Here is a 22,020-nt window from a genome sequence, read left to right on the forward strand (position 1 = left end):
CCGGTCGCGTCTCCATCGAAAGGTCGTGCCCGTGCCGTCCATCGAGGCTGTCGGAGCCCGTGAGATCCTCGACTCCCGAGGCAACCCCACCGTCGAGGTCGAGGTCGTCCTGGAGGACGGCACCCTCGGTCGCGCCGCTGTCCCGAGCGGTGCCAGCACCGGTGCCTTCGAGGCCGTGGAGCTGCGCGACGGCGGTGACCGCTACGGCGGCAGGGGCGTCACGAAGGCCGTCGAGGCGGTCATCGGCCGGATCGGTCCCGCCATCATGGAGCTGGAGGCCACCGAGCAGCGTCTGCTCGACGCGACCCTGATCGACCTGGACGGCACGCCCGGCAAGTCCGCCCTCGGCGCGAACGCGCTGCTCGGGGTCAGCCTCGCCGTCGCCAAGGCCGCCGCGGCCTCCAGCGGCCTGCCGCTGTTCCGGTACCTGGGCGGCCCGAGCGCCCACCTGCTGCCGGTGCCGATGATGAACATCCTCAACGGCGGGGCGCACGCCGACACCAACGTCGACATCCAGGAGTTCATGATCGCGCCGATCGGCGCGGGCACGTTCGCGGAGTCGCTGCGCTGGGGTGCCGAGATCTACCAGGCGCTCAAGAGCGTGCTCAAGGGCCGTGGCCTGGCCACCGGCGTCGGCGACGAGGGTGGCTTCGCCCCGAGCCTGCCGACGAACCGGGAGGCGCTCGACCTGATCGCCGAGGCGATCGACAAGGCCGGCTTCGGGCTCGGCGACGACATCGCGCTGGCGCTCGACGTTGCCTCCACCGAGTTCTTCGCCGACGGCTCCTACACCTTCGAGGGCAGCGGCCGGTCGGCCGAGCAGATGATCGACTACTACGCGGACCTGGTCGACTCCTACCCGATCGTCTCCATCGAGGACCCGCTCGCCGAGGACGACTGGGCCGGCTGGACGAGCATCACCACCCGGCTCGGTGCCCGCGTCCAGCTCGTCGGCGACGACCTGTTCGTCACCAACCCGGAGCGGCTGGCCCGCGGCATCGCCGAGGGGGCGGCGAACGCGCTGCTGGTGAAGGTGAACCAGATCGGCACCCTGACCGAGACCCTGGACGCGGTGAACCTCGCGCACCGCAGCGGCTATCGCTGCATGATGTCGCACCGCTCCGGCGAGACCGAGGACACCACGATCGCCGACCTGGCCGTGGCCGTCGACTGTGGCCAGATCAAGACCGGCGCCCCGGCGCGCAGCGAGCGGGTGGCGAAGTACAACCAGCTGCTGCGCATCGAGGAGGAGCTGGACGACGCCGCCCGGTACGCGGGAGCCGGCGCGTTCCCGCGGCGGACGACCACCGGCTGAGCCGACCATGCCCGTCCGGCGTACCGCGCTGACGACGAGGGCCACGCTGCTGGCCGTCGTCATCTGCGTCCTGGTGTTGACCCTGGCCTATCCGTTGCGGCTGTACCTGCAGCAGCAGGCGAAGATCTCCGAGCTCACGCGGGCGAACGCGCAGCGCCAGACCAGGGTCGACGACCTGCGCGCGGAGGTGGCCCGTTACGACGACCCCTTGTGGGTGGCGGACGAGGCGCGCCGCCGGCTGCACTTCGTCCTGCCCGGGGAGAAGTCGTACCTGATGCCCACCGCGCCGCATCCGACGGCGGAGCCCGGAGCGGACGCGGCCGGTGGCTCCGGCGACCAGTCCTGGTACGGCCGGCTGTGGTCACAGCTGGACGAACCGCCGGCTACTCCGACTCCGGCGCCGCCCTCGTGAGCGGCGGCGTGGGCGGTGTAGACGGTGCGGATGGTGTACACGGTGCGGGCGCTGTAGACGGCGCCGGCTGGACGGACGGTGCGGGCGGTGAGCTCGCCGTCGTGCGCCGCCAGCTCGGCCGTCCGCCGCGGGCCGTGCTCGACGTCGCGCACCGCTGTTCGTGCGGGCTGCCGGACGTCGTGGAGACAGCCCCGCGGCTCGAGGACGGCACGCCGTTCCCGACGCTGTTCTACCTGACCTGCCCGCGGGCGGCGGCGGCGATCTCGCGGCTGGAGGGCTCCGGCCTCATGCGGGAGATGACCGCGCGGCTGGGGACCGATCCCGGGCTCGCCGCCGCCTACCGCGCCGCCCACCGCGACTACCTGGCGCGCCGCGACGCCCACGGAACCCTGCCCGGGAACCCGAGCGCCGGTGGGATGCCCGACCGGGTCAAGTGCCTGCACGTGCTGGTCGCCCACAGCCTGGCCGCCGGCCCGGGAGTCAACCCGTTCGGTGACGAGGCTCTCGCTCAGCTCGCCGACTGGGGGGCCCGCGGGCCGTGCGTCGAGCCGGACGGCGCATCCTGTGCGGGGGAACCGGGGGGCTCGCGCGGCCATGCGGCACGCGTCGGCCAGGGACGAGAGGAGACCGCCGGATGACCCGCGTGGCCGCGATCGACTGTGGCACCAACTCCATCCGACTGCTCGTGGCCGAGCTCGACGAGGGGGCGGCCGGCTCCGGTGGGCGGCTGCGCGAGCTGACCCGCCGGATGGAGATCGTCCGGCTCGGCGCCGGCGTCGACCGCACCGGTGAGCTGGCGCCCGAGGCGCTGGCCCGGACGTTCACCGCGCTGCGCGACTACTCCGACGAGATCACCCGGCTCGGCGCGACCCGCGTCCGGATGGTCGCCACCAGCGCCACCCGGGACGCGCGCAACCGTGCCGAGCTGGTGGACGGCGTCCGCGCGATCCTGGGTGTCGACCCCGAGGTGATCAGCGGTGGCGAGGAGGCTGCGCTCTCCTTTGCCGGCGCGATCGGCGATCTCGACGGGGTCGCGACTCCGATCCTGCTGGCCGACATCGGCGGCGGCTCGACCGAGCTGGTGCTCGGCGGCGCCGAGGGCGTGCGGGAGTCGATTTCGGTCAACGTGGGCTGCGTCCGCATGGCGGAACGCCACCTGCACTCCGATCCGCCGGCACCGGAGCAGATCGCCGCGATCGTCGCCGACGTCCACGCGGCGTTCGACCTGGCCGAGCGCACCGTGCCCATCACCACCGCCGCCACCCTGGTCGGTGTCGCCGGGACGGTGACCACCGTCGCGGCACTGGCGGCCGACCTGCCCACCTACGATCCCGACCGCATCCACCTGATGGTCACCTCGGCCGCCGACGTGGCCGCCGTCACCGCGAGCCTGCTCGGGATGACCCACGCCCAGCGCGCCGCGCTGCCGGTGATGCACCCCGGGCGGGTGGACGTCATCGCCGCCGGCGCACTGGTGCTGCGGACCCTCATGGAGCGGTCCGGAACCTCCATGGTGATCGCGAGCGAGCGGGACATCCTCGACGGCATCGCACTCTCGCTGGGCGGAGTGGTCGAGTCCGGGGCTCGGTGAATCTGCCGGGCTCGGGCTGGCCCGGAGACCCGGCCGTCCCGGGCACGCCCGTCGCCCGTTCCGGGCCGGAGGTGGCGACCCTCGCCGGGACGGCGCCGGACTGCGACGAGCTTGACGCGCGGATTTCGGTCTGCCGGGCCTGCCCGCGGCTGGTCGAATGGCGCGAGGAGGTGGCCGCTGTCCGCCGGGCCGCGTTCGCCGACCAACCCTACTGGGGACGGCCGGTGCCGTCGTTCGGGCCGGCCGACGCGCGGACGTTGATTGTCGGCCTCGCCCCGGCCGCGCACGGCGGCAACCGGACAGGCCGGATCTTCACCGGCGACCGCAGCGGGGACTGGCTGTTCGCCGCGCTGCACCGGGCCGGCCTGGCCGCCCTCGGGACCTCCGTCTCCGCCGGCGACGGCCAGCGGATGACCGGCGCGCGCGTGGTCGCCGTCGTCCGGTGCGCGCCGCCGGCGAACAAGCCCACCCCCACCGAGCGGGACACCTGCCGGCCCTGGCTGGTCCGGGAGCTCGAACTGCTGCGACCGGCCCTGCGGTCGATCGTCGTGCTGGGCGGATTCGCCTGGTCCGCGCTGTGGCCGGCGCTCGCGCGGGCCGGCTATCCGACGCCGGCGCGGCGCGTTCCGTTCGGCCACGGCGTCACGGCGGACGCGGGTCCGGTGCGGGTCCTCGGGTGCTACCACCCGAGCCAGCAGAACACGTTCACCGGCCGGCTGACCGAGCCGATGCTCGACGCCGTCCTCGCCGCCGCCGTGGCCGATCCGGTGGCCCAGGAGGGCTGATGGCGGCATCGTGGCCCCGCGGAGCTGATGGTGGTCCCGCGAGCTGACGGTGGTCCCGCGCGCCGGCTCCGGGAGGCTCCGGCGTGCAATCGTCCGGCGCCCGGCTCGCTCCGGTGACGTCCCGGGCCGCCCGGACGGGAGCCCGGGTCGTCCTCGGTGGGGCGCGTTGCGTGGGGCCGCGAATCGCCGCGCGGCCAGGTGACCGAAACCACGGTGAAGGTCGAGTCTTGCGGAAACGTCCATTACCGTATCCGGTGGGAGCACGACTTCCCGTATGCGGGGACAGTGGGCCAGATCACGCCGCGACCGCCTATCGGACTAACGGACGGGTCGTGCGGCGAAGGCTCGGTGTGGTCTTCGAGGCTTGGCGTGTCTGCCCGTGGCAGCCGCATTTTTCCTCGTCGAGAAGGTGGTTCACCGCGGATCTCATTGTCTGCGGGGATACCGACCGGCGAACCCGCCGGCCGTCGTGGTGGGCCGGGTCGGGCCGTCCGGCCCGGGAGTGGCGTCCGGCGGTGGTCGCGCGGCCCCCTTCGCCCAGGACGGGTGGCCCCGGGTCCAGGTCGCTCGTGATGTCGCTTTGCGCTTCCGATCCCATGCGGAAGGTGTCCTCCAGGTGCCTGTTGGGATGCCACTGTGTAGCCAGCGTCACCCCGGAACGGCGGACCGCGCAGGCACCGGTGGGCGGCCCGGCGGAGACGCCGGGGGAGGGCCGGCGACCCGGAGACGGCCGGCCGGGCCTGGTCCGCGCGTCCGCGGGCCGTCCTCGACGGAGCCGGAGCCGAGACCGCCTTCCCGGTGCCCGCTGAATGGCCTTTGAAATAGGTCCGCCGTCCCCGGCCGGTGTCGGCAGAACAATATCGAGGGCATGCCGGAGGATTCTGCTCGGCACTGGTACCGGATTCCGATTGGCGCCGTGAGCGCCGGTGGGGCCGTTCACGCGGCTGCCGTGGGTGCGGATTCCCTCGCCGCATCGCTGATAACGACTCGAATCGTTTGGGACGGTGCCGCCGGGCCGCGCCGGCGCCCGGCGCGCGACGTCTTTCGCGCCCGGGTGGGCGCTTTGTCGCACCACCTAGCCGGCCGGCTGGTTCGCCCGGCGGGTCGGACCGGTCCGACCCGCCGGGCGAACCGGAGGGCCCTCCTCGAACACGCCCCGCTGTCATCCTCGCCGCCGGGCCCGGCGGCGGCGCTCGCGCTCGGCACGGAGTCGCCGGGCCGGCGGTGGACAGGTCGCACGCCGCAACCGACGCTCGGGCGGCCTCCGCGGCCGCGGTCGCCTGGCGGGATCGACCGCCACGACTGGGATTGCCGGCCCGCCGGTCGGCCGGGACAGCGGGTGCCGGTGGGCGGCCTGCCGGCGGGAACGCGTGGCGCCGGACCGCCGGGCACCAGCCTGGCTCCGGCCCGGCCCCGGTGGGCGGAGTGTCGTCCGTCCGTGGGCGGGGGGCGGAAGGACCGGGACATTCGGTATTCTTGATCTTCGCGCGTGCGGCGGGGGGCGGGCCGGAGACCGGCCCGAGGGGGGCTGGGGGAGCGTCATGGGTGAGCCCGTGGCCGTCCCCGCCCCCTCCCGGATTCGAACCGTGGAGTGACCGCACGCCGCGGGAGAGCGGCGTCCGCGTCACGGTCGTCACAAAGAGTCACGAATTCGTCCGCGCCGGCCTCTCCGCACGACTTTTCCTGCGATGTGTCATTCCCAGACCCTACGTAGCGTGGTAGAAACATCAGCGATGTGAACGAGCCGGTGTATCCCAACAGGTAGAGGAGGCTGTCCTAAAAACAGCTCGAGTGTCGGTTCGACTCCGACCACCGGCACCCATCAATGTCGACCGCCGCGCCTCGTAATCCCCCATGGGGGATTACGAGGCGCGGCGGTCGACAGGCTCGTGATCAGTCTTGCCCCCCTTCGCCTGAAGGGCGCCTCCGTACGGTCTGATTCCCACTGGGACGCGCATTGCGTCCACTCCTGTCCCTTTCACCCCTTCTGTTGCTGATCGATGGGCGAGGCCCCCGGGCTGCGCCACCCGGCGATCGGCTGATCGTCTCCGGCCTGCCGACGGGATCACGTTGCGCACCGGGTGCGGAACGGTCGTCATCCGGTGGCCGTTGTACTGTGCGATCGCGTGCGGCAGGTGGCCCGTCCGCGACTCGCTGGGGAGGTCCAGGCCCGATGGCAGAGCTGCGTTCATCCAACCCGGCGTTCACCCGGTCGGGCTTCGGTCAGAGCCGTTCGCCGGTCCCGCCGGCCGGTCCCTGGCCGCAGGGCGGCCCTGCTCCGTGGCCGGGTGGCCCGCCGCCCACCCCGGTGCACGACAGGCTGACCTTCGACGACGTCGTCATGCACACGCTCGGCGTGTTCGCGGTGATGCTGGTCGGCGCGGGTATCGGCTGGTACCTCTCGCCCGACTCGCCGGGCATCGCGCTCGGGGCCGGTGTCGCGGCGCTCGCGCTGAGCTTCGTCATCTCGCTCCGCAGCCGGATCAGCCCGCCGCTCGTGGTGGTCTTCGCCGTGCTGGAGGGCCTGCTCGTCGGCGGGGTCTCGCGGTTCTACGAGTCCGCGTTCTCGGGCATCGTGCTCCAGGCGCTGCTCGGCACCGCGCTGGTGTTCATCGCCATGCTGGTCGCCTACCGCAGCCGGCGGCTCCGAGCCACCCCCCGTATGGCGCGGATCGTCACGGGCGCTCTACTGGGCGTGGTGCTGCTCGGCGTCACCGACCTCGTCATCAGGGCCGTGTCCGGCAGTCACCTGCCCGTGATCAACGACGCGTCGCCGCTGGGCATCCTGTTCAGCATCGCGGTGCTCGCGGTGGCCAGCCTGCAGTTCATCCTCGACTTCGACTACATCGAGCGGGCGGTCGCCTCCGGCGCGCCTCGCGAGGAGGCCTGGCGGGCCGCGTTCGGTCTGCTGATCGGCTTCGTGTGGGTGTACCTGGAGCTGCTGCGCCTGCTCTCCAAGCTCCGCCAGTAGCCCCGTGCGCTCCGGCAGCAGCCCCGGCGGGCTTGGTCCCCGGCCCTCGGCCGCCGTACGCGGCAGAGGGCGTCAGCCGGAGCGGTCCGGGCCCGCGGTGGTCGGCGTGACCCTGATCAGGCAGCGCTGCTCGCGCACCATCGCGGCACGGTAGTCATCCCAGTCCGGGTGCTCCCCCGAGATCTGGCGGTAGTAGGCGACCAGCCCGTCAAGGGCGTCGGGTAGCCGGATGATCTCGGCCGTGCCGCTGATCTGCACCCACGGCCCGAAGAAGCCGTCGGGGAGCACACACAGGTGCACCCGCGGATCCCGTTCGATGTTCGTGACCTTCAGCGCGGTGACGCGGGTGCTGATCACCAGCGTGTCGCCCTCCACGCCGACCAGCACGGGAGACAGCTGCGGGGTGCCGTCACGGCGGGTGGTACCCAGGACGGCACGATGATGCTCCAGGACGAAGGCCCGGGCGGCGGCGAGATCCACGCCGCCATTCTGGTCCAGCGAGCCCGCGCCCGCCGGACAGCCCCGCCGGACCGATCCTGCCGGCGGTCGGGCCGGGCCGGCAGCCCGGCCCGCGCCCGGCCGCCGGCCGGGATCATCGATCAGACGCGGATCGCGCGCCGACGCAGGTCGGCTTCGTGCACCACGGCCGCCGCGTACCGGTGCGGCAGGCTGTGCGCGTCCCGCAGCCAGCCCACTCGTTCCGAGAAGCGCAGCAGCCCGGGCCCGTCGTGCAGGCGGGCGAGCCAGTGCCCGACGTCGTGTCCGGTCGCCTTCGGCATGCGGTCGATGAGTCCCTGGTGGATCTGCGGGGAGCGGTACTGCGACATGCGCGCCTCCAGAGGTTGAACCCGACGTCAACGGACCATGAAGCGAGCGTGCCTCATACCACACGTCTGAGCAAGACCCGGGAGTGCCATCGTCGGGTATCCTGCCCGGATGTCGGATTCGGTCCGCGAGCTGTCCCGGCAGACGAACCTCCTGCTCTCCCGCGCGCGGAGCTGGACGGGCTCCTCCTGGGACGTGCGGATCCCCACCGGGGAGACGCGCGCCGCCCGGCTCCGCACGCTGATCGACGAGCTGGCCATGCTCGGCCGGCAGGCCGGCAGCGGCGCTCCGCTCGGCGTCCGCCCGCCGCGGGTGGCGGATCACGCCCTGCCCGACCAGCTCATCGTCCTCGCGGACGACTTCCTCGACGCCGTCACCTCGGCCGACCGGTCCGCCGCGCCGGGCCGGAAGGCCGATCTGATGGGCCGCGCGCTCACCGCGGTGAGCACCGCCCGCAATGATCTCGACGGCCCGGGTTTCGGCTTCCGGCCGCGCTGACCCCGGCGCCGCCGACCCCGGCCGTGCCTGGTCCCGGCTGTGCCTGGTCCCGGCTGTGCTGGTTCCGGTCTGCTGGTCCCGGCCGTGCGTTGTGGTGCCCGGTGTCAGCTCAGGTGCCAGTCTCCGCTGAGTGTGTGCAGGACCGGGCCCGCTGCCAGCCGTGCGCCGTCGAGGGTCAGGTGGACGCCGTCACGGGTGCGGATGAGCACCGAGTGGCCGCCGCCGTCCGTCAGATAGTCGGTGTAGGCGCCGCCGTTCGACAGGGTCGGCCGCAGGTCCAGGAAGCGCGCCCCGGGAACCCGGTCGGCGGCCGCACGGGTCGCCTCGTTCATCCGTGTGAAGTACCCGTTCAGTGTGGTCGAGCGGGCGGGAGGCAGGCCGAGCCAGTACACCCGGCGGGTTCCGCCGTCCGACCAGATGCGCATCAGCACGATCGCCCGGCGGCGGTACTCGGCCTCCCACTGCGGTGAGCCGGCCGGGAGGATCGTGCCGTCCGGCTGGGTGATGCCCTGGCCGTCGTTGCCGCCCATCGCCACCACCACCGCCTCGGGGTCGCGCTCGGCGACCTGGTGACGGGCGTGGGTGGCCCAGTCGAAGAAGTCCGGGCGGACGAGGCCGGTGCCGAATCGGGTGTCGGTCTCGGCGCGGATCGCCGGCGGTGCCGTCTTTGTGATCGTCGGTCCCAGCGACTCGGTCAACGAGTCACCCGTGACCAGCACTCGCAGCGGGTCGGCGGGGGTGGGGGTGCGCAGCGCGCCCGCCGCGTCGCCGTCCCGGCTTCGGTCTTTGACCTGGCCGGTTCCGGTGCCGGTGTTGGCGTTGGCATCGGGCTCGGCGAGCGCGGCCGCGGCGGCGAGCTCGGAGTCGTCGGCCTTGCCCACGGTCGGGTCGGGGTGCCCGAAGGCCTTCGTCAGCAGCCGGTCGGGCTGGTTGAGCCGCAGCGCCGAGGTGACCTCGTCCAACGGACGGGCCACGCCCAGCACCAGGTCCCGGGTGGTGCCGGGCGGCATCCCCTCACCGGCGTGCACCATCGCGGCCGAGCGCAGGACCGCCAGCAGGGCCAGGCAGGCCACGACGAACAGCAGCGCCCGCCGGGCCGACACGGCCGGCGTGGCGGGCTCCGCGGGCGTGGCCGGCTTCGCGCGCGGGGAGGGAGGGGGAGCCGTGGGGGGCGCCGCCGGAGCGGTCGGCGCGCTCGGTGACCTGGCCTCCGGCGTCATCGGACGGGTCCGTGGAGCCAATACGCCGGGCTGCGCCGGTGCACCGGGCGCGGCCGGTCGCCATCCCGGCGGGGAGCCGGCGCGGTTGGCGCCGATGCCGCGGGCTCGTCGCGCTGCGTCATGGCCTCCCCCGAGACTGTCGAGTTCTATGTGCTCAGGTGGTTACCTTAAGTGATGATCATTGTCGGTGCAGGCCGTGCGCCTGGTGCGTCCGATGTGCGGCGTGCGGGGTGCGGCAGGCGGATGACGCGCGGGCGCGGGCTTCGTCAGAACCGGAAGTAGGTAGCGCGGTCATCGGCTGTCGCCAGCGGTCGTTACCTATTGTCATCTGTGCAGTTCAGAGCACATCTCGATCAACGTCGGTTGTCGCCGATGGTCGCCTCTAGCCGGCTCTCGCGTGTCCACGATGTGTCCACGGGTGCCGCTGTGGATCACTGGTCGGACTGGCCTGGCCGATGCTCTTTGATCCACGCCTCGACATCGCCGATGGTCCAGAACCGCGACCGGCCATGCATGAAGCTCGGCGGCGGGAAGCTCTCGGAGTTGGCGAGCTGACGCGCGCGTTCCTGTGTCAGCCCCAGGCGGCGCGCAATGTCGGCGGTCGTCCACAGCGCGACGGGGTCCGGCGGAGTCATGACGGAATCGTACTTGCAACGTTTCCAAGTACGGGTTAACTTGCAACTGTTCCAAATGCGCGGTCCCGCCCGGAGTTGCACCTCCGAACGGGACCTCGACCCGAACCCCTGCTCACACAGGAGGCCAAGTCGTGGTTCCCACGATCCCAGACGGGCACGGTCCCGCGCCCGTCATCCCCGCCGCCGACCTCGAGCCGACCGCCGAGCAGATGGCCGAAGAACGGGCGCACTTCGCCAGCTGCGCCAACTTCGACGCGGCGCGCGCCGAGCTGGCCATCACCACCGTGCACATCGAGGCCCTGGCGGCGGCGCTCGCGGCGGGCCACACGTTCGTCGCGGCGATGCGGGTGCAGGCGATGCTGGCGTCGCGGCGCGCGTACGTCGAGCGGCTCGCCGAGCTGGACGCCGCCCACGCGGCCCGGACGGCGGGTACCCGATGACCGCCCAGGATGTGCACCGCGCCGGTCTGGCGGTCCGGCACCTGCTCGACGCAGACGGCCCCTACGGGGACGGCGCGGCGGCGGCCATTGACGTGATGATCGCGCACATGGAGTCCCCGGCCGGCGACTCCGAGGCCGAGCGTCTGCACCGCGAGTTCCTGGCCACCCTCGACGACCGGACGGCACCGTTCACCACCGGTGTGGTCGATGCCCTCGACGTGGTCGTCGAACTGATCGCGGCCGTCCGTGCCGAGCGTCCCAAGCGGGGTGCGGCGTGAAGGCCCCGGGATGGGTCGAGCGGTTCCTGGTGATGGCGCTCCCGGCGCTGCTCGGCGCCGGCGTGTTCGCTGTGGCGTTCGCGCACATCGTGGAACTGGCGGTGTGGGCGGGTCAGCCGGCGTGGTCGGCTGTCCTGCTCGCGTGCACCGGTGAGGCTATGGCGGTCGCGGCGATTCTGGAGATCCGCCACCGGCAGTACCACGGGGGAAGTCTCGTGATGCCGGTGATCGTGCTCGTCGCCGCGGTGGTGTTCTCCGGTGCGTGCAACCTGGCGGCGGCGCTGGCCGACCGCGATCCCGTGACGGGCCGGCTCGCCGGCGAGCCGGGGGTCTGGCGGCCGACCATGGCCGTGTGGGTCGTGGTGGCGTTCGGATGCGTCGCCGGGCTGAAGGCGACCCGGTCGCACACCGCGGCGGTCGAGCAGGTGGCACCGGCGGCCGTCGAGGTGGCACCGGTGCCGGAGCGGACGCCGGAGCCCGTGACCGCGCCGGCACCACCGCCGGCTCCGGAGCCACCGGCAGCCGGTACCGGTGCCACGTCGCGCGGCTCCGGCCGGCACGTCCTGGCCGAGCTCGTGGCGAAGTTGCCGGCGGACGACCCCCGGTCGGAACGGCAGCTCGCCGCGGACCTGGCCCCGGTCGCCGGCCTGGCTCCGTCCACAGCGCGCCGGTACCTCGGCGACCTGCGGAAGACGGTGGCGGCATGAACGGCATCCGTGCGGATCTGCGGTCCCTCCCGCTGTGGTGCGCCGGCGTGCTCGTGGTCCTGGCGGCCGTCGTGCTCGTCGTGCGCGCGGCCGGTCTGCTCGTGTGCGTGCTCGTGGATGCGGCCGAGCGGGTCGAGGCGGCCGCTTCGGGAGCGGCTGGTATCCGCCCCTTGGGGGCGTCGGTCGTGGTGCTCCCGGACGGTGGTGTCCGGTGACGGCGGAACAGGTGGAGCTCGTGGGCGACGTCGTTCCCGGCCCGTGGGTTCCCCAGGCGGCTTCCGCGTCGCTGGCGGTGGTCGAGGAGCCAGCGGCACGTGCGGTGTCGGGCGGATCGCTGGTTGATCCGATCCGTCTGCCCGCATGGACGACGGATCGGGCGGTACGTCGGGCGACGGCGCGGCACGGCGCACGTCTGGCCGGGCGGGCGGCGGCCCGGTCGACGTGGCGTGGCCCGGTCGCGGTGCTGCGCGGCACGTGGCGGGCGGGGCGGTTCTGGTGGTCCTGGGTCCGCGCCGAGGACCTGGCCGTCGAGCTGCGCGACCCGCAGACCGGCCGTCTCGGTAAAGAGGTCTTCGTGGTCCGGGAGCACCGGCGGGTCCGCTGGTTCCTCACCGGCGCCGGCGCGGGCACGACCGGCATCGTCGAGGTGGCCGCCGCGGCGATGGTGGGCGAGTGGGTTCCCGCCCTTTCCTGCGCGGTCGCCGTAGGCGCGGCCGGTCTGGCCGGGCGGCGCCGCCTGGCGGCCGGTGAGTTGCTGGCGCCCGGCATCGAACCGGATGTGCACCGGGACCTGGCGCCCGAGCACCTCGACGCGGCGTTCCGCGCGGCTGGTCTCCTCAAGGGTCAGACCGGGCTCGTGCTGTGCGCTCCGGTCGTGCGCGACCGCAACGGGCGGGGATGGGAGACCGTCCTCGACCTCCCCCGCGGCGGCGGGAAGACGGCCGCGGACGCGATCGGGAAGCTCCCCACGATCGCGGCCGAGCTCGGTGTCGACGAGATCCAGCTACTCATGACCCGCGTGCGGGCCCACGAGGGTGGGCACGGCCGGCGGCTGTCGTTGTGGGTGGCCGACGACGATCCGTATCTCGGCCCGCCGACACCGTCCCTGCTGATCGACGTCGAGCGGTTCGACTTCTGGAAGGCGGTGCCGTTCGGGCAGGACGCCCGCGGGAACCGCGTCGAGATCCTGCTGTTGTGGCAGTCGGCGTTCTTCGGCGGCCTCCCGCGGCGCGGGAAGACGTTCTCGATGCGGCTGCTCGTCGCCGCGGCCGTGCTGGACCCGTGGGTGCAGATCTGGTTGGCGGACGGGAAGGGCGGGGCGGACTTCCGGGCCATGGCGCAGGTCGCGCACCGCTACGTCTCCGGTGCCGATCCTGACGACCTGGCCGCGTTCGAGTCGATGCTCGACGAGCTCATCTCGGAGATGTCGCGGCGGTTCGCGTTGCTCGCGAGCCTGCCCGCGTCGCTGTGCCCGGAAGGCAAGCTCACCCCGGAGATCATGCGGCGGTACAACCTCCCGCTGATCCCGCTGGTGATCGACGAGTTGCAGGAGTACTTCGAGGCCGTCGAGGAGGAGAAGGACCGGCAACGGATCATCGGGAAGTTGGCCCGGATCGCCCGGCGCGGCCCGGCCGCGGGGATCATGCCGGTCTACGCGAGCCAGCGGCCCGACGCGAAGTCGGTCCCGACCAAGCTTCGGGAGATCGTCACCTTCCGGTACTCGACACAGGTGACCGACCGGACCTCATCCGACATGGTGCTCGGCGACGGGAAGGCGCGCGCCGGAGCGGACGCCTCGGTGCTCTCGGCCGAACACAAGGGCGTCGGGGTGCTGGTGACCGGCCCGGCGTCGTTCGTCACCGTGAAGGCCGACCTGCTCGACAACCCGGAGTTTGAGGTCATCTGCCAGCGTGGCCGCGCGCTCCGCCTGGCCGAAGGAACCCTCACCGGGCAGGCCTGCGGCGACATCCCCGCGGCCGCCGCAGCAGTCGGCTACGTCGTCCCGGCCGTCATCGGTGACGTCCTCGAGGCCTTCGGGCAACGGGCCCGGATCTGGACGGAGGACCTGCTCGTCGAGCTGCGCAACCTCGACGAGGACGTCTACGGCGACTGGGACGGCACCCGGCTCGCCGCCGAGCTGGAGGACGCGGGCGTGAACCGCACCCGCAAACAGGTCAAGATCGACGGCGAGAACCGAGCGGGGTGGTATCGCTCCGACGTCGAGGGCGCGCTCCCGCCCGACGTCCTCGCCGCCCGGCCGGTAGGCGGAGCCCCGTCTACCCCGGTCGGTGCGAGCGCCGGCATGTAGAGGTCCCTCTCTACCCGCGTAGCGGGTGCCGTAGAGGCCCCTGATCTGCGAGGTAAGGCCGGTAGAGGGCGCAGAAGGCGGGCCCGTCCCCATCCCGGGGGCGGGCCCGTTCCGCTACCGATAGGGTGTGCCGATCCCTCTCTGTGGGGTTGGAATGTGCAGGGGCCGGCGGGCGCTGAACCACCCAATCCGCCGGCCCCGTTCTATGTCCCGGCGCGCTCCGTGGGGTTGTGTCCCTACAGGGACTTGAACTCCCACGCGGGCGGTTCAGCCCTGCTCACGCCACCCGGGGCGGTTCGCGTCGAGCCAGACTTCGACATCCGTCCTGCGCCACAGCCGGACCGTGCCGTCGGTGCTCGTGAACCAGGGCGCGGGGAAGTCCCGATCACGAGTGATCGTGTAGCCGCGGGTGCGGCCGACGCCCAGCCACGCCCGGATGTCTCCGAAGGTGACCAGGTCTCCCGGGCGGGCGCAGTCGTCGTGCTCTCCGGTGCTGGCCATAGGTTCGGACTGTGGGGCGGGAACCTACGTTGACGATGTCTGCACTGTGCATAGGTTCACTGACGCGCTACCGTGCCGGAAACGCGCGAGCCCCGCCGGTATGCACACCGACGGGGCTCTGTGGCCGACCCTGTATGGAGGACCGACCCGTGACCACATCATCCCCGGAGCAAGACGACCAGGCCCCCGACGCCGCCGTCCCGCGCGCACCGCGACTCGACGAGCCCGGGTTCAGGATTCGTGAGAGCCACGTCGACGGCACCGTCGACGTGATGGCCGACATCGGGGTGAGCGCCGGCCGGCTCGTCGACCGGCTCGCGATCCACACCCCGATCGCGTCCGTCCTCACCAGCGCGGCCGTCGAGGGCGGGCGGCTGCTGCTGACGTTCACCAGGCCGCAGCGGTGAGCGCGCACCTGCATCTCGACGCGGCCCGGCACCGCGCCTCGGCAGTGCTGGACCGGCCGGTGGTGCTCGTCGGTCTGCTGCTGCTCGACGAGCAGGGCGAGCCGGCCAGGATCGTTGGCCCGTTCGCGTCGGAGACGGCGGCCCGGCAGTGGGCGCGGCAAGACGGCATCACCGCGTTCCGGGTGCTCCCTGCGCAGGTGCCCAGGGTCCGGATGTGACCGGGCCCGGCGGGGTCCTGGACCTCCCTGTGCCCGCCGGCATCACCCGGGACGCCCTGCTCGCCCTGCTCGTCGAGCAGGTGCCGGCGGGCGCCCGGCTCACGTGGACGCAGACGCTCGAGGACGACCCCCCGGACCACATCCTGAGCTGGGAGTCGGCTCCGCCGGCGGGCGCCTGATCGACCGACGTAGCGGCCCGCATCCTCGGAGGGTGCGGGCCGCGGCACGGGCGGAGTCAGCCCACGCTGAACCCCCACCGGTCAACCTGCTCGACGAGGTCGGTGAACGCGCCGGGCCGGTCGCGGTTGAGCTTGTGAATCGTGGCCACCACACCGGCTGTGGGCCTGGTCTGCGCCAGCTCGACCGCCAGCGCCGCGTAGGCGTGTGCGTTGTCGACGTCACCGGCTCCCAGGGCGGCCTGAGCTTGCCCCAGCCACACGAACGTGCGCAGTCCGACCGACGTCCGGCCGGCGAGCAGGTCGCCCGCCTCGGCCAGACGCGGGGCGGCCTCGTCGTGCAGCCCGGCACGGGTGAGCGCGAACCCGCCGTACATCAGCACCGAGACCGGGTGGTAGGTCGCCAGCGGGTAGCCGGGGGTGCCCCACACATCGTCACCGAGGCGGCGGTGGGTCTCCTCTGCGGCCACGACCGCATCGAGGGTGATGTGGGCCTGACCGGACCGGGACGCGGTCGATGCCTCCTCAAGCAGCGCGACCACCGCGGCCGGCGTGCTCCCGGCCGCCGCGCGGGCCCGGCGGGCGATGTCCAGCGACGCCCGTGTCCGGCCGTCCTGCTTCGCCAGCGCGCCAGCGGCGACCGCCCACGCGAGCCCGGCCGCCTGGGCGTCACCGGCCTCGACCGCCAGCGATGCGGCCATGTCCGCCGTCCGGGCGGCGTCGGCATGCTCGCCGAGCGCGCTGGACACGGTCGCGGACATGGCGAGTACCTGGCTGTAGGCGACCCGGGCATCCCGGGTCATCGACGCCGGAAGGTTGTCGGTCAGCACGGGCATCAGGGAGTGCTCGGCGCCCTTGAGTACCCGCGCCACCTTGCTCGGCGCGGTGGTGTCGAAGGTGGCGGCGAGGCTGGACACGGTGCGCTGCACCGAGGCCAGGGTGAGGGCCGGTCCGTCGGCCGACAGGCGGCTCATCGGGACACCGTCCAGGGCGACACCGGCTGTGCCGGCGAGCACGAGTGCGATGAAGTGGCGCCGGTCGACCCTGGGTAGTCCAGAGCTTCCGGGCAGGGGTAGGGCGTGATCCATCGTGTCCTCCGCAGGTAGGACTGTGGATCGAGTGTCCGTGCTCTGCGGGATCGAGTCGACCCCCGTGTGATCCTCCGCATGGCGCCGATCATCCCGCCAGCGTGACCGGCCTGTCACCAGTGTCGGAGCAAAAAGGCGACACCCGCGCGGTTCCCTGCGGAGGACCGTGGCGCGGGTGTCGACGATCATCGTAGCCGGAGCGGACCCTACCCACCACACCAGCGCGGACGGATTCGGCCGTCTCCGTCCATCTCAGGGCGCCGTTCTCGGCCCCCAGAACGGCCACGACCCGCCGGGGATGGCCGGCGGGCCGGTGGTCCCGCCCGGTGTGCGGATGATCGCCAGCTCCGCCCCGGACGGAGGACCACCCCCAGCACCGCGGGACGCCGACGGCGCCGGGGGCAACGTCTCCTGACCGCCGGTCCCGAGTTCGGCAGAGCAGGGCCGGCGGCCGGGCGGGGTGCCGCGGGCCATGCCGGCATCCCCTTGCAGTAGGCCCACCGGCGCCCCGGTTGGCCCCTGCCCCGGGGCAAGCCGGTCAAACCCCCGGCCCGGCCGTCACCCCCCGCCGGTATCCGAACGGCGCTCTACGGCCGTCTCAGCGGCTCGTCCGGGACACTGGGTGATGTCCAGCCCGAGGAGGTCACCATGCCCGGACCACTACCGAAGTACCGCGATGGCCAGCGTCGGAAGGCGGCCGGCGGCGGGTTCGCGGTCGACCTACCCGCGGCCGGCCAGACCGGCCCGCCTCCCGCGTGGCCGTTGGCCACGCAGGCCGAGGGCGAGGCGGAACGCTGGGCGCTGCTGTGGACGTCGCCACAGGCGGTCGCGTGGGAGGCCCTCGGGTACGGCGTGCGTGCCGTTCTCGCGCGTTACGTCCGCCTGGCGGTGCACTGCGAGACCGGCGACGCGCCGGCCGCCCTGCTCGGCGAGCTCCGCCAGGTCGAGGACCGGTTCGGGCTGTCGCCGCTGGCGATGGCGAAGCTCCGGTGGGCGGTGGTCGAGGAGGTCCCGGCCGACGTCGCCGAGCACCCTGCCGCGCGACTACGCGCCGTGGACGGCGCCGGGCGACCGGGCAGGGGCGTCCGGGCGGTCGACAACCCTGCGTGATGTCACTGCATGTGACATCGGGGCGGCCGGCGGACCGTCCGAGCCACCCCGACGGACGTCACGTTGGGTGACTCGACCCGAGTGACGGACAGTGACCCCCGGGCGGGGCGTCACCGTGGGTGACACCCGCTGGCCGTCACGATGCGTGACGGCCGGCGATGATCATGCGACCTGGGAACCCGCGCGGGGGTCGAGAAGCATAAGGATGGGTCCGGCCCTGGCGGCCCAACGGACCTGAGGGGGGCGGGGGGCCGGGGCCACCCTCCGTAGACCAGGACAGGCCCAGCGGCCACGATCCGTCACATCACTCCCAAGCTCGCTGTAACGCTGAGTCGTCATCGACTCAGAGTGATCGATCATCGATGTCACACATCGTGTCTTCCGTGGCTCGACCCCTGCTTACTCGGGGTAGCAGCGACGGGGTGTGGCACCCACCCTTGCTCACCCTTGCCCACCACGCACCGTAACCCCCCTGCCGTCATGACTCCCCGTAGCCAGGGCAGGGAGGGGGTTCGTCTCACCCCGCCCCGCTCGGGGCAGGCGGGGGTCCCTCGCCCTACCGGGCCCCTCGGCTCCACCGCACTCGGGTCGAGTCGCCCACCCACCAACACCAGGCACCGCGCGAACGGGGCTGTACGGCCCACACAGCCCCGTGAACGCGCGAGGACCCCCACCCCCCTGCTACGAGGGGTGGGGGTCCTGTGTCCTGCTCAGGCGACCTGCATCGCCTCGACCACGGGCAGGGCGGCGAACTCCGCCAGCGTCGGCGCAGGCAGCGTCTCGCCCACCTCGACCACTGCACCCTGCTGCGCGCCGTGGGTCATCAGGGCCATATACGCCGCGCGGTCCGCCTCGGCCTCCCGGGCTACCTCGTCGAGCTCGTCGAGGGTGACGTCAGGCAGTCCGCGCAGCCGGGCACGGACCGCGTCCGCGTAGTACTCCCGGCCGGCCGCGGTCACATCGTCGTCGACGAGGTGCCCCAGCTCGTGCAACCAGACGTACGCCGCGTTGTATGCGGGGTCGAGCTGGACCAGGGCGGCGGGTACCTCGTCGCCGCGGCTGGTGGTGAGGGTGACGTGGCTCCGTGCCACTCCGGCCGCCTCACCGGCCAGGTCGACCACGACCACGACCAGGGCGCGGCCGTCACGCTGCACATGGTCACGCACCGCCTCGACGTGGTGCAGCGGCGGCAGGCGGGGGTCGAGGTGGCAGGGGCCGCCGGCGTAGGTGGGCACCAGGCGGCCGTGGCGGGGCGTCATGAGGATGCCCGGGGAGGTCCGGACGTCGGCGACCCGCGCGGCCTGGTACAGCCAGGACCCGACCCGGTCGCCCTGGACCACGTCGCCGAGGTGCTCACGCAACGCGAGACGCGCACCGAGGTCACCATGCCGAACGACCGCGCGCGCGAACGCCCCGTGGTGCCTCGTGAGGGGCGGAAAGACCACCATCCCCTCGTACCAGTCCAGCTCCCCCCGCTCGACCATCGTGCGCAGCAGCTCCGGCCACGCGACGGCGTCGAGCAGGCTCACCCGAACACCCGCTCGAGAACGCCCCCGTTCACCAGCGGGACACCCTGCCCGGCCGCGGCCCGGTCGGCGGCGGCCAACGCGGCCCTCACGGTCGCGGTGTCCCGCCCCGCGAACACGTCCCGCACCCGCTCGTGGCGTCTGGCCGCGGGCCCGTACAACGTGGCGTTGAGCAGCTCGGCCGCCTCGGCCTCCGTCCACCGTCGTGGACTGGTCATCGTCTGTCCTTCCTGTCGAGATGGCCCGGGACCGGCCACGGCCCGCAGTGGGTACGGACCGTGGCCGATCACCGGGAGTTGCCGAGGGTCAGGCAGCGACCGGCTCGCCGGCGGGGTCGCGGTCGAGCAGGCCGAACTCACTCGGCGCGACCCAGTCCGAGGAGAAGATGACCTTCCGGGCCCACCCGGCCCACGGCTCCCGGTGGATCACCGCCCCCGGCGCCACCTTCCGGGCGCGCGCCAGGTGCAGCCACAGCGCGCGGGCACGGACCGGGTCGGAGCCCACCCACTCGCCATAGCTGGGCCGAACGATGCCGTCCTCGCCGCGGACGTTGCGCGCCTCCGGCTTCTCCCGCAGCCGCGACGCCTCAAGGTCGAGGTCGGCGGCCGTCCACGGCTCGTGCCACCGCTCCGCCGGGTCGAAGAAGATCTTCGCGTTACGGCCCGGCTGGGCGTTGCCGAACGACCGCATCCGGTCGTACAACAGGCCGGTCTGCCCGAGCGCGTCCGGGGCGTCCGGCGGGCACCACACGTACGTCCGGCGCGGTTCCACCTCGGTGATGTAGATCCGGCCGGCGTCGTCCTTCCAGGCGTTGTAGATCCGGCGGCGCTCCATGGCCGTGGCCGCCCGGACCTCGTCGATCAGGGCGGGGTCGACATGGATCGGACGGGCCGGCCGAGGCGGCGGCGGCATCATCGACGTGTCGAACATGATCACACTCCGTTGTTGAGTCGGGCCCGGCGCCACCAACGGCGCGCGGGTGGTGCGGGAACCGGGTCGGCCACGACCCGGGGCTTAGGGACCACCGGCCGGCGGTACGGCAGCGGTGGTGGGAGCGGGATCGGCTCGCCCGGACGGGGCCCGTGCAGGGCGCCCAGGCGCCCGCGGCGCTCCGCGAGAGTCGGCCAGCGGTAGTGGTCAACGGGCACGGAACAGGCCTCCCGTGACCACCGCCGGCCGCGGCCAGGCCGACCCCAGCGCGGCGGCGTGCGCCTGGCCGACCTCGGCGGCCCGCTCGCGCAGCGCGGCGACGAGCGCGGGCCGGCGGTACCGCTCCGGCCTCGACGCCTCCCGGTCGATCAGGACCGTGAGCGGCGGGCACCCGGGGCGGCCGACGAACGCCAGCACCTGCTCGGGCGGGGTGTCGGGGTACGGCCACGCGCCGAGCAGGCGCCGGAGCTCGTTCACCAGGCCGCCGTGACGGTGGTGCTCGTCCTTCGCCATCTCGGCCAGGTAGGCACCGTGCAGACGCTCCGGATCGGTGCCGATGACGCTCACGAGCTCGTCGAGGGCGACCATGGGAGTCCTTTCGTTAGGCGGGAGACCGGGGCGCTAGCAGTACTTGCGGAGGAACTCGTCCTTCTCGCGGTCCATGAGCTGGACGCCCTCGGGCAACTGGCGGATGCGCAGGTCGCGGGGCCACTCGAACGGGTTCTTTCCACTCGGGTCCGGGCGCTCGATGTCAGATTCGGCGGCCCACCGGAACCCCAGCTCGTTGAGCGCGAACGGCACCTTCGCCGCGGCGCACTGGTCACGGATCGACCGCACCCACTCGAGCTCGAGCGGCCGGGGCCAGGCGTCATCCCCGCTGCGGCCCTTCCTCGCCCCCGAAAGGATCTCGCCCCCGACGTCCACCCAGCCGATGCCGGTCAGGTCGAGATCGATCGGGCCGAGCAGCGGTTGCAGGCTGACCCAGCGGAGCGCGGCCGGCGTCGCGCGCAGGTGCGCCATGCGCACGTCAGCGTGCTTCTGGTCCTCGGCGGAGGTACCCACCCAGACGTTGGGCAGCGGGCCGTCGAGCGGGCCGTGCCAGGCCCCGTCCGTGCCCTGCCAGGTCCAGCCGGCCTCGGCCCAGCGGTTCAGCAGCGCGCGGGCGCGGGCGGGCCGCTTGGTGAGGAGCTGATACGTGTGGTGCGGCGTCGCGGCCATCGTCGCCCACACGTCGCCGAGGAACTCGTCAGGGATCGACGGGTGGAACAGGTCCGAGTTCCCGGAGACAAACCAGCGGGTGTGCTCTTTGCGGTGCAGCGGCTTCGAGATCTCGCCGGGGCGCAGGTTGACGCGGCCCGTCCAGTCGAGCCCGCCACCCTCACGGCGACGGATGAGGCCCTCGAACGGCTTGTCGTTCCTGCGCGCGGGGTTTCCGGACCGCTGGCTCGCCCGGGAGGGCTTGCGCTTGCTGAACCGGTCAACCGCACCGATCGCCGAGCAGCCGTCGCAGCCGGGGCTGACGCGCTCGCAGCCGTACGAAAGCTCCCAGTCGTTCCACGACATGTGATCTAGTCCTTCCGAGTGGCGGCGCCCGAGACGGGCGCCGAGGTCTGGTTGCGGTCGATGCCCGTGATCGGCTCAGGGCGTGCGATCATGGGTCCTGACCTGGTTCGATCTGGCGGCCCCGCGTAGGCACGACGCGGGGCCGCTGTCGTGTCCGGGCCCGGTCTCCTGGTCATGGCGCGACCCGCGCGCCCTTGGCCGAGTTGCACGCGCGGCATCTGACCGTCAGCGGGCCGTCCTCCCGGCCGCCGGCGGCAACGGGCGTCACGTGGTCGGCAGTCAGGTCGGACCGGAGCGCGACGTGGGCGGCGCGGTCACCCCACCCCGGGCACCACTCGCCGTTACGGGCCACGTGATCGGTCACGGCCTGTGCTCGGCGGGCGTCCTCGGAGGCCACTCGCGGCCGCCGCTGTCGCTTCCCGCGCTGCGTCGCGGCGGCGCACGACCGGCACCGGTTCCCGTTGGTCACCAGCGCGGAGCACTCCCGCTCCGACGTCCCGAGGCACGGCCGCACCG

General features: G+C 73.1%; 28 protein-coding genes and 1 tRNA gene. 17 read left to right on the forward strand and 12 right to left on the reverse strand.

The window, feature by feature from the left end; translation table 11 throughout:
• Nucleotides 1-31 precede the first annotated feature (31 nt).
• The 7 genes from eno to E0504_RS21460 all read left to right on the forward strand — a co-directional run bounded on the left by eno (nucleotide 32) and on the right by E0504_RS21460 (nucleotide 7,074).
• Entirely contained in the window at nucleotides 32-1,315 is a 1,284-nt protein-coding gene (gene eno / locus E0504_RS21430; RefSeq protein WP_112108376.1) for a phosphopyruvate hydratase, read from the forward strand.
• 7 nt (nucleotides 1,316-1,322) lie between these two features.
• A complete protein-coding gene (locus E0504_RS21435) occupies nucleotides 1,323-1,727 on the forward strand; it encodes a septum formation initiator family protein (RefSeq protein ID WP_071059223.1) in 405 nt (134 codons plus the stop codon).
• 8 nt (nucleotides 1,728-1,735) lie between these two features.
• Nucleotides 1,736-2,365 (forward strand): DUF501 domain-containing protein, encoded by a 630-nt coding sequence (locus E0504_RS21440; protein ID WP_373693923.1) that lies wholly within the window; start codon nucleotides 1,736-1,738, stop codon nucleotides 2,363-2,365.
• Nucleotides 2,362-3,318: a Ppx/GppA phosphatase family protein gene (locus E0504_RS21445; protein WP_071059225.1), complete on the forward strand. Its 957-nt coding sequence runs from the start codon at nucleotides 2,362-2,364 to the stop codon at nucleotides 3,316-3,318. The genes E0504_RS21440 and E0504_RS21445 overlap by 4 nt, the downstream gene beginning before the upstream one ends.
• Complete coding sequence (locus E0504_RS21450) at nucleotides 3,315-4,103, forward strand: uracil-DNA glycosylase (RefSeq protein ID WP_020458461.1); 789 nt, start codon at nucleotides 3,315-3,317, stop codon at nucleotides 4,101-4,103. The genes E0504_RS21445 and E0504_RS21450 overlap by 4 nt, the downstream gene beginning before the upstream one ends.
• Nucleotides 4,104-5,846: 1,743 nt before the next feature.
• Nucleotides 5,847-5,921, forward strand: a tRNA-Leu gene (locus E0504_RS21455).
• Nucleotides 5,922-6,276: 355 nt separating this feature from the next.
• A complete protein-coding gene (locus E0504_RS21460) occupies nucleotides 6,277-7,074 on the forward strand; it encodes a Bax inhibitor-1/YccA family protein (RefSeq protein WP_112106339.1) in 798 nt (265 codons plus the stop codon).
• A gap of 72 nt (nucleotides 7,075-7,146) precedes the next feature.
• On the opposite strand, the gene E0504_RS21465 is transcribed toward E0504_RS21460, so the two are convergent.
• Nucleotides 7,147-7,554: a PPOX class F420-dependent oxidoreductase gene (locus tag E0504_RS21465; protein WP_112106340.1), complete on the reverse strand. Its 408-nt coding sequence runs from the start codon at nucleotides 7,552-7,554 to the stop codon at nucleotides 7,147-7,149.
• Nucleotides 7,555-7,673: 119 nt separating this feature from the next.
• Nucleotides 7,674-7,901 carry a DUF4287 domain-containing protein gene (locus E0504_RS21470; protein ID WP_020458465.1) on the reverse strand — a complete coding sequence of 76 codons (228 nt, stop codon included), beginning with the start codon at nucleotides 7,899-7,901 and terminating at the stop codon, nucleotides 7,674-7,676.
• 109 nt (nucleotides 7,902-8,010) lie between these two features.
• On the opposite strand from E0504_RS21470, the gene E0504_RS21475 reads away from it, so the two are divergent.
• Nucleotides 8,011-8,397, forward strand: a complete 387-nt coding sequence (locus E0504_RS21475) for a hypothetical protein (protein ID WP_112106341.1) — start codon at nucleotides 8,011-8,013, stop codon at nucleotides 8,395-8,397.
• Nucleotides 8,398-8,501: 104 nt separating this feature from the next.
• Here E0504_RS21475 and E0504_RS21480 read toward each other — a convergent pair whose 3' ends face one another.
• Together E0504_RS21480 and E0504_RS21485 are read right to left on the reverse strand one after the other, a co-directional pair.
• Nucleotides 8,502-9,617: an SGNH family hydrolase gene (locus E0504_RS21480; protein WP_235013984.1), complete on the reverse strand. Its 1,116-nt coding sequence runs from the start codon at nucleotides 9,615-9,617 to the stop codon at nucleotides 8,502-8,504.
• A gap of 431 nt (nucleotides 9,618-10,048) precedes the next feature.
• Nucleotides 10,049-10,252 (reverse strand): AlpA family transcriptional regulator, encoded by a 204-nt coding sequence (locus E0504_RS21485; RefSeq protein WP_131625750.1) that lies wholly within the window; start codon nucleotides 10,250-10,252, stop codon nucleotides 10,049-10,051.
• Nucleotides 10,253-10,383: 131 nt separating this feature from the next.
• Between E0504_RS21485 and E0504_RS21490 the strand changes: the two genes are divergently transcribed.
• From E0504_RS21490 to E0504_RS21510, 5 genes are read left to right on the forward strand one after another with little or no spacing between them, the layout of a single operon-like run.
• Nucleotides 10,384-10,692: a hypothetical protein gene (locus E0504_RS21490; protein WP_131625751.1), complete on the forward strand. Its 309-nt coding sequence runs from the start codon at nucleotides 10,384-10,386 to the stop codon at nucleotides 10,690-10,692.
• On the forward strand, nucleotides 10,689-10,970 hold the full coding sequence (locus E0504_RS21495; protein ID WP_131625752.1) for a hypothetical protein: 282 nt from the start codon (nucleotides 10,689-10,691) through the stop codon (nucleotides 10,968-10,970). Before E0504_RS21490 ends, E0504_RS21495 begins: the two co-directional genes overlap by 4 nt.
• Complete coding sequence (locus tag E0504_RS21500; RefSeq protein WP_131625753.1) at nucleotides 10,967-11,677, forward strand: hypothetical protein; 711 nt, start codon at nucleotides 10,967-10,969, stop codon at nucleotides 11,675-11,677. Before E0504_RS21495 ends, E0504_RS21500 begins: the two co-directional genes overlap by 4 nt.
• Nucleotides 11,674-11,892 (forward strand): hypothetical protein, encoded by a 219-nt coding sequence (locus E0504_RS21505; RefSeq protein WP_131625754.1) that lies wholly within the window; start codon nucleotides 11,674-11,676, stop codon nucleotides 11,890-11,892. The genes E0504_RS21500 and E0504_RS21505 overlap by 4 nt, the downstream gene beginning before the upstream one ends.
• The gene (locus tag E0504_RS21510) at nucleotides 11,889-13,985 is read left to right on the forward strand and encodes an FtsK/SpoIIIE domain-containing protein (protein WP_207974576.1); all 2,097 of its coding nucleotides are present in this window, start codon (nucleotides 11,889-11,891) and stop codon (nucleotides 13,983-13,985) included. Before E0504_RS21505 ends, E0504_RS21510 begins: the two co-directional genes overlap by 4 nt.
• A 267-nt stretch (nucleotides 13,986-14,252) precedes the next feature.
• Here E0504_RS21510 and E0504_RS21515 read toward each other — a convergent pair whose 3' ends face one another.
• The gene (locus E0504_RS21515; protein ID WP_131625755.1) at nucleotides 14,253-14,486 is read right to left on the reverse strand and encodes a hypothetical protein; all 234 of its coding nucleotides are present in this window, start codon (nucleotides 14,484-14,486) and stop codon (nucleotides 14,253-14,255) included.
• A gap of 149 nt (nucleotides 14,487-14,635) precedes the next feature.
• On the opposite strand from E0504_RS21515, the gene E0504_RS21520 reads away from it, so the two are divergent.
• From E0504_RS21520 to E0504_RS21530, 3 genes are read left to right on the forward strand one after another with little or no spacing between them, the layout of a single operon-like run.
• Nucleotides 14,636-14,893: a hypothetical protein gene (locus tag E0504_RS21520; protein ID WP_131625756.1), complete on the forward strand. Its 258-nt coding sequence runs from the start codon at nucleotides 14,636-14,638 to the stop codon at nucleotides 14,891-14,893.
• On the forward strand, nucleotides 14,890-15,111 hold the full coding sequence (locus E0504_RS21525) for a hypothetical protein (RefSeq protein WP_131625757.1): 222 nt from the start codon (nucleotides 14,890-14,892) through the stop codon (nucleotides 15,109-15,111). Before E0504_RS21520 ends, E0504_RS21525 begins: the two co-directional genes overlap by 4 nt.
• Nucleotides 15,108-15,290, forward strand: a complete 183-nt coding sequence (locus E0504_RS21530; protein WP_131625758.1) for a hypothetical protein — start codon at nucleotides 15,108-15,110, stop codon at nucleotides 15,288-15,290. Before E0504_RS21525 ends, E0504_RS21530 begins: the two co-directional genes overlap by 4 nt.
• 56 nt (nucleotides 15,291-15,346) lie before the next feature.
• On the opposite strand, the gene E0504_RS21535 is transcribed toward E0504_RS21530, so the two are convergent.
• Entirely contained in the window at nucleotides 15,347-16,375 is a 1,029-nt protein-coding gene (locus tag E0504_RS21535; protein WP_131625759.1) for a hypothetical protein, read from the reverse strand.
• Nucleotides 16,376-17,023: 648 nt separating this feature from the next.
• On the opposite strand from E0504_RS21535, the gene E0504_RS21540 reads away from it, so the two are divergent.
• Nucleotides 17,024-17,485, forward strand: coding sequence for a hypothetical protein (locus E0504_RS21540; RefSeq protein ID WP_131625760.1), 462 nt, complete (start codon nucleotides 17,024-17,026; stop codon nucleotides 17,483-17,485).
• Between the two features lie 710 nt (nucleotides 17,486-18,195).
• Here E0504_RS21540 and E0504_RS21545 read toward each other — a convergent pair.
• The 6 genes from E0504_RS21545 to E0504_RS51340 form a co-directional block, all read right to left on the reverse strand.
• The gene (locus tag E0504_RS21545) at nucleotides 18,196-19,014 is read right to left on the reverse strand and encodes a hypothetical protein (protein ID WP_131625761.1); all 819 of its coding nucleotides are present in this window, start codon (nucleotides 19,012-19,014) and stop codon (nucleotides 18,196-18,198) included.
• Nucleotides 19,011-19,229: a hypothetical protein gene (locus tag E0504_RS21550; RefSeq protein WP_131625762.1), complete on the reverse strand. Its 219-nt coding sequence runs from the start codon at nucleotides 19,227-19,229 to the stop codon at nucleotides 19,011-19,013. The genes E0504_RS21545 and E0504_RS21550 overlap by 4 nt, the downstream gene beginning before the upstream one ends.
• An 88-nt stretch (nucleotides 19,230-19,317) precedes the next feature.
• Entirely contained in the window at nucleotides 19,318-19,941 is a 624-nt protein-coding gene (locus tag E0504_RS21555; protein ID WP_131625763.1) for a hypothetical protein, read from the reverse strand.
• Between the two features lie 207 nt (nucleotides 19,942-20,148).
• Complete coding sequence (locus tag E0504_RS21560) at nucleotides 20,149-20,529, reverse strand: hypothetical protein (RefSeq protein WP_131625764.1); 381 nt, start codon at nucleotides 20,527-20,529, stop codon at nucleotides 20,149-20,151.
• Between the two features lie 33 nt (nucleotides 20,530-20,562).
• A complete protein-coding gene (locus E0504_RS21565; protein ID WP_131625765.1) occupies nucleotides 20,563-21,504 on the reverse strand; it encodes a DUF5131 family protein in 942 nt (313 codons plus the stop codon).
• Nucleotides 21,505-21,676: 172 nt separating this feature from the next.
• Entirely contained in the window at nucleotides 21,677-21,868 is a 192-nt protein-coding gene (locus E0504_RS51340; RefSeq protein ID WP_207974577.1) for an HNH endonuclease, read from the reverse strand.
• Nucleotides 21,869-22,020 lie beyond the last annotated feature (152 nt).

Source organism: Parafrankia sp. BMG5.11 (assembly GCF_004337455.1).